Here is a 13246-nt window from a genome sequence, read left to right on the forward strand (position 1 = left end):
TTAGGTTTAGAATAGAAAACCATTGGAAACTACCTAGTATAAAACAAACTGCCAAGGAAGCCCTTAAAATTACCCGAGAAGCGCGGATCTCCTGATCCGCGTGGCTTTTCCGGTTGGATCAGGAGATCCAACCTTTTCGAAAAAAAATTAAAAAATATCCCTGCGTAGGTGCGGGTCGCGACCCGCACCTACCTAAGATAAAAACAAAACCATAAACTCTGGCAAAGCCATAACTGGATAGAAAATATTTTTTCTATAAAATTTTTAAAACAAAAACTTAATTACATCCACAATAACCCTGTCCGGGCCAAACTGGTTAAAAACCCCGAAGATTATAAATATTCAGGTTATTATAATTATTATTTAAATGATTCTTTAATAAAGACAGATTAATAATTTTAGAGAATTTAGCTTTTTGAAAATTATTTTAGTATTTATAATAAAAAGGGTCGGCCAAAGCCCTCGCTTTGGCTTTATTTTAGAGGCGAGCGAGGGCTCACCTCTACCCGAATTATTCTAACCCCTGGAGATAAATCTCCAGCTACGCGGAATGAGATGTTTGTTTACGCCTAGGTAAAAGATTGCGAGTTTCACGGATATCGAATAATAAATTTTTTTTCTCACGCGTAGGCGGAGATTTATCTCCGCGTTTAAATAAAACCGCCTAAGCGGGAATCAGAGATTCCCGCCTTGCTTTCTCACAATTAAATTTGTATTAATTATTTTAATAGTAGCTGTTATTCGCGACTGACAGCTACGAGTTATTATTGATAGCTAACCTAGGCTAAATCTAATCATAAGGATCTCTCCACTGCGGTCGAGATGGTACGAGGGTTTATTAATCGCGAGGAAATCCTTATGGAAGATTTCAGTCTTCTAATAAGCCACATCAGCTTAATAATAATTAAATTAAAAAACTATCAAATAGGACATTTCTAAATAATCCAAAGTAGGACATTTCTATTTCAACCTTTACATGAATAACTTAAGTATTGACAAAAAAGCAAATTTAGAGTAATTTAAGGGGGTTTATAAGATAAGTGATTAGTAAATTAATATTAATTTAATTATTAAAAAAATATATATGAGAGAAAGAGAAAAAAATATACCGGAAGATGAGATAAATAAAAAAGGTGAGGAAATTACAGAGAAAAATGAAAATTTAGAAAAAAAAGAAATAGAAGTTGATTCTAGTCAAGAAGAAAGAGAAGAAGATGAAAAAATCGAAAAAATTAGGGAAGAAATTGATAAAATAAATTATGATCATGAAAATGAAACCCCCCAAGATATTAAAGACAAGCCCCCAGTTCAAGAATCTATTAAGCCAGAAGGCTTAGCCCAGAAATTACAAAAAGATCGCTTAAATGTATTGGTTGAGAACGCTCGCCATATTCTAGGGGAAAAAGCCAGTAATCAAGAGGTTAAAAATTTATCAAGAGAAACATTTAGAGAATATATTAAAGCTATATTTTTTTCAGCTAAACCTAGATCAAAAGAAAAATTAATGAAACAAACTGAAATATCCGGCAAAGAAGAATTAGGCAGGGCTTTAGAAGAAAATAATAAAGCTATTGTGGTAACTTCGCATATGGCCTATTTTCCTACCGCTATGAAAATGATTCCTGAATTAATGCCGGAAAAAACCAGAGGTAATACCTTGGTAGAGAAAAATCCACTTTGGCCTTTAATAAAAGTTGGCAAGAAAATTGGTGAACTTTTTAAAGGTGATGACCCTAAGGCTAAAAAATTTGATATGCTGGTTAAAGATTCTAAAAACCCCCGCACTCTTTTGTCAATAATAAAGCGTTTAAAGAAAGCTAGCCCTGAACAAAAAGAAATGCTTTTTATGGCTGCTGATAGAGGAGATCTTTCTCCTGATCGCCGTAAAACAAAAGTTAATTTTTTTGATACTAAAGTAAATTTTCCTACCGGTCCAGCTACTATATCTGAACATACAGACGCTCCAATATTACCGACTTATGTAGTTAGGGAAGGGGATAAATTTAAAATTAAAATTGGAGAAACAATTAAAAGAAATACTGATTTATCTTCAGAAGAGGCTAATAATGAGATTATGCAAAAGGTAGCGGATTTTTTTGAACAAGGCATCAGAGAACATCCTGAACAATGGCCTATGTATCGCCATGATTATTGGCCTGGGCAAAAAGATTATAAAGATTAATAAATAATAAAATATTAATAACTTCATTCCATTTCGACCCCCTCGACTCTCTCACTTTTTTGTTTGCTCGGGACAAGCCCCTCATCGGTTCGTCTTCGCTCACCGCAGGCATAGTTCGGGACAAGTCGACGCCCCCCCCCTTACCATTTCGACTAAGGTCCCGCAGGGACCGCATGGAGAAATCCTGTTAAATTAACCATAAGGATCTCTCCGCTTCGTCGCGCTGAGCGCGACTGCGGTCGAGATGGTTTAATATTTTATACTTTATGGATTAATCTAAAAATAATTTATGAAAAATAGAGTCTATTGTATATATATAATGACCAATAAGAATAATACTACCTTCTATGTTGGCTTTTCCAGCACCCTTAAAGAAAGAGTTTATACGCATAAAAAGAAATTAGTCGATGGATTTACTAAAAGATATAATTTAACTAAACTGGTTTATTATGAATGTGATGATGATTATGAAGCCGTTTTAAACAGGGAAAAGCAAATAAAGAAATGGCGGCGTGAAAAGAAAATAGCTTTAATAAAAAATAAAAACCCTGAATTTAAAGACTTATATGATGAAATTGATATGGAGTAAATAAGATCTCTTGTCCCATTCACCATTTCGACTGCTTTTTACCCCATTACCATTTCGACCGCCTTTTACCTCCTTACCATTTCGACTCCCTCGACTCTCTCACTTTGTTCGCTCGCTCGGGACAGGCTGAGTGGAGAAAACCTTCTAAAGTAGTCATAAGGATTTCTCTGTTCGTCCTTCCCCTTCGATTATACTCAGGGTCAGTCCTCAGTCGAGACGGTATGAGGGTTTTTATGGGGCGAGGGTTTATTAATCGCGAGGAAATCCTTATGGAAGATTCTATTACTTTTTTATGTCATGTCAGGCCGTGGATTATTTAAGTATTAACAAAAAAACAAATTTAGAGTAACTTAGGGTGTTATTAACTGGGTTAATAACTTGATTGACAAGATCATCTAGTTTTTGTAAGATAAGCTAATACTCACAAAAATAAATAAAAAAAGCTAATATTAGCAAAAACAACAACTTTATATATCTAAAGGGAGGGATTTAAAAATTAAGTTAAAAAAAATTATGAGAAAAATTAATAGAAAAAATGGCTTTACCAAAGCCTTAAATCTACTTACTTTAGGGGCCCTAGTGGTCTATGCTTCCTTTTTGGGAGTGTTTTTTATGCCTCAGGAAGTTGATTCCTCAGCCAGTTATAACAGTCTTTTAGTTTTGGAAAACAAGTATAATGAGGATAGTGTAAATCAGTGGGAATTTATTGATGATGATGGTATTAAGGGATACCTGCTTTATAATTCCTATGGGCCAGAGTTTGAGTATAGATTTGAGGCTAACGGTTTAAATGATCAGGACTATGTTCTTATTTATTATGCCGATCCTTATCCGGGCAGTCCGGCTCTTATGATAGATGAAGGCACTGCTTCTGGTGGAAATTTGGTATTACAAGGAAGTAATAACACCGGAGATTTACCATATGATAGTGATCCCAATAAATATAATCTTGTTCCAGATAACTATGTACACCGAACTGGAGCTAAAATTTGGTTAATTCCAGCTTCTGATTATGATGCTGATAATGAAAAAACAACTATTAACTGGCATCCACATTCAGAGACAGACCTTTTATTTGAAACCGATTTAATTCATTACACTAAAACAACAGATTTGAACAAAGAATTGATTTTAGAAAACAAAGATAGCAACTGGGATATTGTTCCCGATACTACTCAAGCCAGACTGTACTATAATGATTATGCTGAAAAGTTTAATTATAAACTAAAGGCAAGTGGTTTAGAAATTAATCAGACTTACGCTTTGATTTATTATGCAGATCAACAGGAAAGATTTGATAATTGGGGAGGGGATAATCCCGGTGCATTAATAACAGAAGTAATTGCAAATGAAAAAGGTAATATTACTGAAACAGGACATAAAGATTTGGGAATGAATCTTCCAGAGGATTCAGACTGGAATAATAGTGAAGACGCTGATTATTGTAATTATCATAATGGTTATGATGATTATGACCATTGTAATGGAGCAAAGATTTGGTTAGTGCCTTCAGATGATTATAATGAGACAGACAACCAACTTACTTCTTGGAATCCGGATAATTACTTATTTGAAACAGATTTGATAACTTATACTAAAGCTACAGAAGATTGTCCTAATTTAAAAGAACTTTTTGAAGAGGCATATCAATCTGAAGAAGGCGATGATAGTGGGAAATATGAAGCAGTTTTAGATTTTGATGATGATGGTAAAATTAGTTTAAGTGATTTTGGAGTTTTAGGTAATAATTTTGATAATTCTGAATGGTGTGGGGATATATTAAAAGAGTTAGAGCCAGAAAAGGGATTATCAGATGATTCAAATTTATCACCAATTTCAGAAGTTTCTAGTACTGAAGAATTAGAAAAAAATAATGATGTAAATGATAAAATAGATAGTAGTCATTCAGTTGAAATAAAACCAGTTATAAAAGAAAAGTTAGCCTCTAAAGAAAACACTCTTACTATTACCGGAAATCCTACTAATAATCTTCAAGAAGAAGAAAAAACAGCTGATCAAGTAGTTACTAGTAATGATAATTCAGTCACAAAAAATGAATCAACTGATAAAACAGTTAGTCAGACGGATGGTGAAGTGCAAGGAGCTACTGATAATAAAATTGATAATAAAGTGATTGAAACTGAAAATGAATTGCCCCAAGCTGGTACTAATTTTTTGACTTGGCTGGTTGATTTGTTTTCATTTGGTATTTAAGCATTGTAAAATTAAAGACTCAAATATAAAAGAGGGCTCAAAAATGAGCTCTCTTTTTGTCGGAATAAACCTTCTCTCTTGGCTAAAAGAGGGCTTGACCCGCCCAAATTTATTAAAATTTAGGCCAGGGTTGACAAAAACTCAAATTTAGAGTAACTTGAGGTGTTATTAACTTGGTTAATAACTTGATTGACAAATCTTAGCATTTTTTATAAGATAAATAAATGTTATAAAAACTAATATTAGCTAAAAAATAAGAATTTTATATAAATTAGTAATTATTAATTAAAAAAAATTATGAAAAAAATTAATAGAAAAAAAGGCTTGACTAAAGCCATAAATGTGCTAATCTTGGCCAGTTTAATTATCTACACCTCTTTTTTAGGGGTATTTTTTGTGCCTCGGGAAGCTGATTCACAAGTAGGCTGTTTCCCTGACTTTAATAATGATGGAGAAGTAAGTTTATCTGATTTTGGTACATTTGCTAATACTTATGGAAAATCTGATGGCGATGATGATTATAATTATTTAGCAGATATTAATGGTGATAAAACGGTTAGTAAAGCTGATTTCGATTATTTTAAAAGATATTATGGCCATAAATTTATCTGCAACCAAACAACTTTGCCGGAAAATTACGTAGATATTGGTATGTGTGGAGAAGGGGAATATAATATTAATAAAGATTATGTGAATATTGGAGATCCAGCTAGTGAAAGCGGACATGAATTGTCTGATGAATGGAGTGACGCTAATCATAGTGGTAATTATGGTGGTAGAGATGATGGGACTTTTAGAACAGTTGTTTCATCTGATAATTGTTCTGGTGGTGGTTTGCATGAGGCTAGTTTTACTTTAAATACCGGAGATGAAAAAGCCAATTCATTATTTATCAGACATCTTGATGGTCAAAGTAATCGGGATGGTTTTGAGGTTTTTATTAATGATCAATCAGTGGGTAGTCATACTGACTTAGGAGATAGTATTGAAGAATGGCAAACTACTAAATTTGATATATCTAAATACGATTTTTCCGAAGAATTAAATGTTCAAATTAAATTAATTGATGATATTTGGAATAGATGTTCCACCTATGGCCAATTAGCTATTTCTTGGGCGGCTTTGGATACCTGTTCAATTCCTCCGGCAGACACTGACCAAGATACGATCTTTGATGTTAGTGATAATTGTCCTAATGAATGGAACCAAGATCAGAGCGACTCTGATCAGGATGGTATAGGTGATGCTTGTGATTTAACACCTTTTGGTTATTTAACCAAAGATATGGTTAATTTAAAAAAAACAGTCAATAAACCAAAAGCCGAACTGGGCGATGCTTTAAATTACGAAGTTGATTTTAGCTATAATACGGATGAAAAAATTGAAGTTGGTGTCATCCTTGATTATCTGCCAGAAGGTTTTATAATTGATAAAGATTCAATTTCTGATGAAGGCTTATTTTTACCAAAAGATGAAACTCCTGAGGATCAGGATGTAATTGTTTGGAAATTAGAAGGAATTGAAGAAAATCATACTTTTACGGTTTCTGGTCAGGTTGATCCGGAAATTAATCTTAATGAAGGAACCTGCACCACTTTAACTAATAAAGTTGAATTATTAGAGATACCCGGACTTGAAAGTTATAATGATTTAGTAATCGGTCCGGGAGGAGAAGATCAAGGAGAGCCTATATTATTAGGCAGTGATACTGATGAAACTGAGGTTTGTGTGACTGTGCCTGAATCCGAAAAAAAAGAGCCGGTGATTGAAGAAGAATCTGCTCCGGTGCTAACTATTGATAAATCAGTGGAGAAGTCTTCAGTAGTGGCTGGTGATTCAGTAAATTATATTGTTAATATTAAAAATACTGGTTCAGACACGGCCTTTAATGTCCGTTTAGCTGATACTTTACCGGATGGCTTTACTTATGATGATGGTTCTGACGGTTCCTGGTTTTTTGAAAATCTTGAAGCTGGTGAAGAAATGAACCATATTTATTCAGTCACGGTTAATAGTGATTTAACGGCTGGTACTTACACTAACACAGCCCAGGTTTCAGCTGATAACCACGAGGCTATTACTGATACGGCTGATTTAACGGTTACCGAGCCGGTTTCAGAAGGAGTAGTGTTGGGAGCGGCCACCGAGGCTGGTGATGTAGCCGGAGCCGAAGATGAATTACCCCAGGCTGGTTCTAGTATTCTTTTCTGGCTGGCTAGTTTATTGCCGTTTTTGGGTATTGTTCGTCTGAGAAAAATATAAAAAAGTTAAAAACTTAGATAAAAAGAAGGCCCTTACAAAGGGCTTTCTTTTGTTTTGGATGAATTTTAAAACAGTAGGTGCGGGTCGCGACCCGCACCTACGCAGGGATATTTATTAATTTTTGTATCGCGACCCGCACCTACGGGATTGATTTTGTAATTTAAAAAATCATCGCGATCCCCGGCGGCTCACGAGCCGCCGCTACGGGGATTAATTATATTATTTAAAAATTATCGTAACCCGCCGGTGTCAGTCGTGACCGATGCCAACAGTTTTATAAATTAATAATTTTTAGGATTATTGCGATCTAAATTCCATTTAGAAGGATTAAGAATAATATATTCTCTAACATTATCTAGACTTTTTTCATTGTCAATAATTCGGTCATAAAAAGATCTTTGCCATCTAAATTCAGGAAATCCATTTTGATGGATTAATTTTGAAGAAGTTGTTTTAAAGGCGCCGATAATTTCTGTTATTGGTTTAATTTTTATTCCCCGTAGATGCGGGTCGCGACCCGCATCTACGCAGGGATATTTATTAATTTTTGTATCGCGACCCGTACCTACGCAGGAAGAATCAATAATAATAATTCCATGAAAATGATTGGGCATAATAATGTATTTATCCAGGCTTATATAAGAATATTGTTTTTCTAGCCATTGCCATTGTCTTTTTACTATTTTGCCGTATTTATTTAAAGACATCTTATTTTCTAATATTTTACCAAAGATATTTGTTTTTTGTTTCGTGCAAATTGTAATAAAATAATATCCCTCACTAGAATAATCATAATGAGGTAATCTCATAGATTTATATTTTTTATATGGTGACATTTACAAAAAACCTTTATTGTAAGCCACCAAAGAAATTTGAATGGTCGGGGTACTGGGATTTATCCGACAAAGCCTGCCTGTGGCAGACAAGGCGGATCCCCTAAAGGGGGAAACTCTTAATTTCTTATTTTTAAAAAAAATGATACTAAAATAATTTGGTCGGGGTAGCCTCCCTTCGGGAGACGACCTCATCGTCACTTGTCTGCCATGGGCTTGGTCGGGGTAGCCAGACTTGAACTGGCGACCTCATCGTCCCGAACGATGCGCGCTACCAACTGCGCCATACCCCGACTCTGTCCATCATTTTCTAACGGGGATACCCCGTTAATCTGCCATAATATTAGCAATTTAGCCGCTCATAGTCAATTATTAATAACTTGACCAAATTATTAAAAAACCTTATAATTTTAGTATAAAATCTATAGATAGAAAATATCTTTTTTTATGAAAAATAAAATTCAGGAAAATAAAATTCCCCAGCATATTGGCATTATTATGGACGGTAATCGGCGCTGGGCCCGATCAAGAGGCCTGCCTACTTTACAGGGTCATAAAAAGGGCTATGATAAAGTGTTAAAAGTAGGAGACTGGTGTTTGGAAGAGGGGGTTAAGATTTTAAGTGTTTATGCTTTTTCTACGGAAAATTGGAACCGCTCTAAAAAAGAAGTCGGTTATTTAATGAAACTCTTGAAAAGAGGACTAGAAACAGACATTAGAAAATTACATAAGAAAAATATTAAGGTTCAGGTTTTAGGCCGGATTAAGGAGCTATCCCAGGATTTACAAAAAGCGATTAAAGATACTATGGAATTAACCAAGAATAATACCAAGGGAGTTTTGAATATCTGTATTAATTATGGCGGCCGGGCCGAGATTATTGATGCTATTAAAGAAATGATTAAAGATAAGATTTCTCCTATTCAGGTCACAAAAAAATTAGTGGCTAATTATCTTTATACTAAAGCCCAGCCAGATCCAGATTTAATTATTCGCACCTCAGGTGAGCAGCGTTTATCTAATTTTCTGACCTGGCAGGCCAGTTATTCTGAGCTTTATTTTATAAAAAAACACTGGCCGGCTTTTAATAGAAAAGATTTGCAAAAAGCCATTAAAGAATATTCTAATCGTCAGAGAAGGTTTGGCGGGTAGAGGAAGGCACTAAAAGTAACAAAGGCTTCAGAAGTATCAAAAGAGCTTCTCAAGGAATTGAGAAGTTTTATTTTTGAGGGAAAAGGTGGTAGTATGAATTTAATGGGTCAATAATTAATTGAATTAAATAATTCTAATAAGCTATGTCCCTTAAAACTATAAATATTGAAAATCACGCTTACTTTGTCACCAGTAAGGTTTATTATAATCTAGAAATATTTGTTTATAATAAATTTTGCCAAATGCTAATTAATAATTTTAAATTTTACAGAAAAGCCAAAAATTTTAAGCTATTAGGCTATGTTATTATGCCTAATCATTTACACACAATTATTTGGCCACAGGGTAAAAATTCTATATCGGACATTATGCGCGATTTTAAAGAATTTACCGCTAAACAGATTATTAAATCTCTAAATCACCGAGAAGCTCTGGCCCCTAGGCCTGAGCTTAGTAAATATATAGCCAGAACCGGTCTGGGGACCGGTTCTTCTCCTAGTAAAATATTGAAATGTTTTAAAAAGGGAGCCAAAAATATTAATAATCAAAATTACAAAGTCTGGCAAAGCCGCAACTGGATAGAAAATATTTTTTCTATAAAATTTTTAAAACAAAAACTTAATTACATCCACAATAACCCTGTTCGGGCCAAACTGGTTAAAAAACCTGAAGATTATAAATATTCAAGTTTTAAAAATTATTACCGGGATGAGAATAAGTTAATTAAGATTGATAAAATATTATAATTTATGACTGATTTATTTGACCACAAATTAGATAAAGAACTAAAAAAAGAAGCGCCTTTGGCTGACCGGCTGCGTCCTCAAAATTTTAATGATTTTCAGGGTCAAGAAAAGATTGTTGGTCAGGGAAAAATACTGAGAAAAGCTATTGAAAACGACGAATTATTTTCTATAATTTTGTGGGGCCCGCCGGGCAGCGGTAAAACTACTTTAGCCCGGATTATTGCTAACTTGACTAAAAGCTCTTTTGTCCAGCTCTCAGCCGTTACTTCCGGCAAAAAAGATTTGATTAAAGTGATTGAAAAGGCTAGAGAAAAAAGAAAATTAAAAAGCCAGAGAACTATTTTGTTTGTTGATGAGATTCACCGTTGGAACAAGGCCCAACAGGACGCGCTTTTGCCTTATGTAGAAAAGGGTATTATTGTTTTTATTGGCGCCACTACGGAAAACCCTTCTTTTGAAATAATTGCCCCGCTTTTGTCGCGCTCTCGGGTTTTTGTTTTAGAAAGTTTAGGCGAGGATGATTTGGGCCGAATTATTAAGCAAGCTCTTAAAGATAAAGAAGTGGGTTTAGGAAATTACCAGGTTAAGCTAGGTAAAAAAGCACTAGGCTTGCTGTTATCAGGAGCTAATGGAGACGCCCGAGCGGCTCTCAACGCCTTAGAACTAGCGGTTAAGGCGGTTGACCCCGACCAGGAAGGCTTTCGGCATATTAAAGAAAAAGATGTCAGAGAAGCCCTGCAATACGAAGCGGTTTATTTTGATAAAAAAGGTGAGCAATATTATAATATTATCTCGGCTTTTATTAAATCCATGCGGGGTTCTGATCCGGACGCTGCTCTTTATTGGCTGGCTCGGATGGTTGAGGCCGGACAAGATCCATTATATATTGCCCGGCGTATGGTTATTTTTGCTTCGGAAGATATCTCTTTGGCTGATAAAAACGCCCTATCTTTGGCGGTTAGCTGTTTTCAAGCCTGTCACCAGATTGGTTGGCCTGAATGCCAGATAAATCTGGCCCATGTAGCAGTTTACTTGGCCTTGGCTCCCAAGGATAATTCTACTTATCAGGGCTTATTAAAAGCCAAAAAAGAGGTTAAAAAAACCATGAATGAGCCAGTATCCTTGCCTTTGCGCAACGCGGTCACTGGTTTAATGAAAGACCTAGGCTATGGTCAAGATTATAAATATTCTCATGATTATGATAAGGAAGAAGGCGAGCAAGATTACTTACCCCAGAAATTAAAAAATAAAAAATTCTTTAATAAAAAGAAAGATAATTAAAATGGAAATTGAAGTCAAGGCTAAAGTAAAAGATTTTAAAAAAAAGTATAAAAATTAATTATAAAAATATGAGCAAATTTGAAGAAAAAGGTTATAATCCGGAAAAAGGGTCTGAAGTTAACAAAGAAAAAGAGAGAGAAAGGATTATTCCTATTATTAATATTGTTAGACATGGCCAAACTGATTATAAGGAATTAAAAAATCCTGATTTTAAATTTGATCCTGAAGATCCTGATTTTAAACTTGACCCAGAATGCCTTGATTTAAATCAAACAGGAATAAAAGAAATTGAGCAAGTTGGAGATAAATTAGCTAATGAGATTGATAAAGATAAGGAAGTAGTAATTATTATCACTAGTCCTAATTATCGGGCGCATTCTTCCGCTTTAGTTTTAGAGGAAAGGCTTAAAGAAAGAGGGATAACAATTCTTGACTCCAGAGCTAAATTGCATCCAGGTAAGACTATAAGAAAGGCTGATAATTTACAGCAGATAAAGTATAGAAAAGATATAGATAAAAATATATGGATAAAAAAACACCAGGCCTTTATAGAAGAAAAGCTAGAGGAATTTAAGGATAAATCCCCAGATGAGGTTCATCCAAAAGTAGCTAAAGAATTAGGAGGAGAATTAAAAGATTGGTTTGATGAAGATTATGGTGATATTAAGCATAGGTTTCAGACTTTTTTGCGGCACATGAATAATATAGACTATTATTTAACTGATGAAACTAAACAAAATTTAAAGGATAAAAAAATAAGAATAATTAATATTACACACGAGGAATTGCCGGCTAAATTTATTAAAGAATCGCTTGGTTCAAAATCCACTTTAAAAAAAGGACAAATAATGGAGATTCAATCGCAAAATACTGCAGATTTGGGGGAAGAAGTTGAAGCTAATGTTAAGCTGTATTCAAAAGAAAAGGAGGAAATAGAAAAAGAAAATAATATTAAAATATATTTTTAGGTTGAAAAGGAATAAATATAATTTTTAACGTTTTCTATGCTTAGCAAAATTTTTTTTGAAACTCTTTGCCAGAAATATAATTTAGGTATCTTAAAAAGATATTCCAGGATACCTTTAGGTTTAATTAATGCCAAGTATTTACTTGAGACTAACAAGGGTAAATATGTTGTTCGTATTTCTGTGCGTTCAGCTAAACAACTTGCTTTTGAAATAGCCTTGTTAAATCATGTAAAATCGCTTCCAGTTCCTCAACTTAAATTTGATAAACAGGAAAATTTTATTAATTTTTATAAAAGAAAACCTTTTATCGTTTATAAATATATTGAAGGAGGTAACCCAAAGAAAATTACTACTAATTTAATTAAACAAATTGCCAGATTTCAAGCTTGTTTTCATAAATTAGGTTTTTCTTTTAAGAAAAATATAGATCGTGAACCTTATACTTATAATTTACCTCCAGCAAAAATTAAGAGAATGGAGAAAATGATTATTAAGAAAACGCCAAAAATTTATTATAAAAAATATTTTGTAATCCGTAATATTTTATTAAATATTAAATTACCTAAGAATTTACCTAGTGGTCCAATACATGTAGATATTAAACCGGAAAATACTTTAATTAAAAATAACAAATTATCAGGAATTTTGGATTTTGATAATTCTTATATAGGACCCTATTTAATTGATATTGGTAAGACTTTAACTTGGTATTGTATTAAAAATAAAAAAATAAACTGGAGTTATGTTAAACTATTCTTAAAAGAGTATAGTAAATATCGTAGCTTTGAAAATTGTGAAAAAAATAATATAGAAGATATTATCAAGCATGCTATAGCCAGTCATATTTTTATTGATTATTATAAATTGACTCGAAATATTATCCCCCTTAGTTACTTAAAAATGCTATTAAAAGAATTTTATCCAGTTTTAGAAGTTATTAATAATATTGAAAAGAAGAAGGCGAGCAAGATTACTTACCCCAGAAATTAAAAAACAAAAAATTCTTTAAGAAAAAGAAA

The 13246-nt window shown here is 33.6% G+C and carries 10 protein-coding genes and 1 tRNA gene; 9 read left to right on the top strand and 2 right to left on the bottom strand.

The features are described from left to right. Positions 1 to 1084: 1084 nt before the first annotated feature. The 4 genes from U5L76_00885 (at position 1085) to U5L76_00900 (ending at position 7247) form a co-directional block, all read left to right on the top strand. Positions 1085 to 2182 carry a hypothetical protein gene (locus U5L76_00885; GenBank protein MDZ7798153.1) on the top strand — a complete coding sequence of 366 codons (1098 nt, stop codon included), beginning with the start codon at positions 1085 to 1087 and terminating at the stop codon, positions 2180 to 2182. Positions 2183 to 2471: 289 nt separating this feature from the next. Continuing rightward, on the top strand, positions 2472 to 2771 hold the full coding sequence (locus U5L76_00890; protein MDZ7798154.1) for a GIY-YIG nuclease family protein: 300 nt from the start codon (positions 2472 to 2474) through the stop codon (positions 2769 to 2771). A gap of 513 nt (positions 2772 to 3284) precedes the next feature. Then, on the top strand, positions 3285 to 4985 hold the full coding sequence (locus U5L76_00895; GenBank protein MDZ7798155.1) for a hypothetical protein: 1701 nt from the start codon (positions 3285 to 3287) through the stop codon (positions 4983 to 4985). Positions 4986 to 5282: 297 nt separating this feature from the next. Continuing rightward, positions 5283 to 7247 carry an NEW3 domain-containing protein gene (locus tag U5L76_00900; GenBank protein MDZ7798156.1) on the top strand — a complete coding sequence of 655 codons (1965 nt, stop codon included), beginning with the start codon at positions 5283 to 5285 and terminating at the stop codon, positions 7245 to 7247. Positions 7248 to 7528: 281 nt separating this feature from the next. Here U5L76_00900 and U5L76_00905 read toward each other — a convergent pair whose 3' ends face one another. Together U5L76_00905 and U5L76_00910 are read right to left on the bottom strand one after the other, a co-directional pair. Beyond that, entirely contained in the window at positions 7529 to 8083 is a 555-nt protein-coding gene (locus U5L76_00905; protein MDZ7798157.1) for a transposase, read from the bottom strand. A gap of 214 nt (positions 8084 to 8297) precedes the next feature. Beyond that, a tRNA-Pro gene (locus U5L76_00910) sits at positions 8298 to 8373 on the bottom strand. Positions 8374 to 8527: 154 nt separating this feature from the next. On the opposite strand from U5L76_00910, the gene U5L76_00915 reads away from it, so the two are divergent. The 5 genes from U5L76_00915 (at position 8528) to U5L76_00935 (ending at position 13217) form a co-directional block, all read left to right on the top strand. After that, complete coding sequence (locus U5L76_00915) at positions 8528 to 9232, top strand: isoprenyl transferase (protein ID MDZ7798158.1); 705 nt, start codon at positions 8528 to 8530, stop codon at positions 9230 to 9232. A gap of 143 nt (positions 9233 to 9375) precedes the next feature. Then, positions 9376 to 9978 carry a transposase gene (locus tag U5L76_00920; GenBank protein MDZ7798159.1) on the top strand — a complete coding sequence of 201 codons (603 nt, stop codon included), beginning with the start codon at positions 9376 to 9378 and terminating at the stop codon, positions 9976 to 9978. A gap of 3 nt (positions 9979 to 9981) precedes the next feature. Further along, on the top strand, positions 9982 to 11259 hold the full coding sequence (locus U5L76_00925) for a replication-associated recombination protein A (protein MDZ7798160.1): 1278 nt from the start codon (positions 9982 to 9984) through the stop codon (positions 11257 to 11259). A 68-nt stretch (positions 11260 to 11327) separates the two neighbouring features. Continuing rightward, entirely contained in the window at positions 11328 to 12227 is a 900-nt protein-coding gene (locus U5L76_00930) for a phosphoglycerate mutase family protein (GenBank protein MDZ7798161.1), read from the top strand. Positions 12228 to 12263: 36 nt separating this feature from the next. Further along, positions 12264 to 13217 (top strand): phosphotransferase, encoded by a 954-nt coding sequence (locus U5L76_00935; protein ID MDZ7798162.1) that lies wholly within the window; start codon positions 12264 to 12266, stop codon positions 13215 to 13217. The last annotated feature ends 29 nt before the right edge of the window (positions 13218 to 13246 follow it).

Source organism: Patescibacteria group bacterium (genome assembly GCA_034520665.1).
Lineage (GTDB): Bacteria > Patescibacteriota > Patescibacteriia > JAXHNJ01 > JAXHNJ01 > JAXHNJ01.

What these genes read in the sequence shown, in the direction of transcription:
- U5L76_00885 (MDZ7798153.1), top strand. Translation starts at nt 1,085, where the DNA reads ATGAGAGAAAGAGAAAAAAATATACCGGAAGATGAGATAAATAAAAAA.
- U5L76_00890 (MDZ7798154.1), top strand. Translation starts at nt 2,472, where the DNA reads ATGAAAAATAGAGTCTATTGTATATATATAATGACCAATAAGAATAAT.
- U5L76_00895 (MDZ7798155.1), top strand. Translation starts at nt 3,285, where the DNA reads ATGAGAAAAATTAATAGAAAAAATGGCTTTACCAAAGCCTTAAATCTA.
- U5L76_00900 (MDZ7798156.1), top strand. Translation starts at nt 5,283, where the DNA reads ATGAAAAAAATTAATAGAAAAAAAGGCTTGACTAAAGCCATAAATGTG.
- U5L76_00905 (MDZ7798157.1), bottom strand. Translation starts at nt 8,083, where the DNA reads ATGTCACCATATAAAAAATATAAATCTATGAGATTACCTCATTATGAT.
- U5L76_00915 (MDZ7798158.1), top strand. Translation starts at nt 8,528, where the DNA reads ATGAAAAATAAAATTCAGGAAAATAAAATTCCCCAGCATATTGGCATT.
- U5L76_00920 (MDZ7798159.1), top strand. Translation starts at nt 9,376, where the DNA reads ATGTCCCTTAAAACTATAAATATTGAAAATCACGCTTACTTTGTCACC.
- U5L76_00925 (MDZ7798160.1), top strand. Translation starts at nt 9,982, where the DNA reads ATGACTGATTTATTTGACCACAAATTAGATAAAGAACTAAAAAAAGAA.
- U5L76_00930 (MDZ7798161.1), top strand. Translation starts at nt 11,328, where the DNA reads ATGAGCAAATTTGAAGAAAAAGGTTATAATCCGGAAAAAGGGTCTGAA.
- U5L76_00935 (MDZ7798162.1), top strand. Translation starts at nt 12,264, where the DNA reads ATGCTTAGCAAAATTTTTTTTGAAACTCTTTGCCAGAAATATAATTTA.